1 protein-coding gene is annotated in these 231 nt (G+C 71.0%); it reads right to left on the bottom strand.

Annotated elements, in window-relative coordinates; translation table 11 throughout:
• On the bottom strand, positions 1–231 hold a 231-nt coding region (locus SB816_RS35330), incomplete at both ends, for a hypothetical protein (protein WP_410548664.1).

Genomic DNA, 231 nt, shown 5'->3' on the forward strand with positions numbered 1-231 from the left:
GGCGCAGCTTGAGCTCCGGATAGGCCGGCTCGGGCAGCCCCTGGCGCTTCGCGGCCTTGGTCGCGGCCTTGATTTCCTTCTTCAGCGCCTTGCGTGCGCTGCGCGTTTCGCGGGCCGCGTCGCTTGCCCAGTTGCGCAGCGACGCGAAGGTGCTCGGCGACGTGTCCTTCGCGATCCCGTCCAGATACTCGACGCGCCGGTTCAGCGCGGCAAGGCGCGTGCCGCGCGCGT

Origin of the sequence: Achromobacter sp. SIMBA_011 (genome assembly GCF_046535435.1) — a bacterium.
Classification (GTDB): Bacteria; Pseudomonadota; Gammaproteobacteria; order Burkholderiales; family Burkholderiaceae_B; genus Achromobacter; species Achromobacter dolens.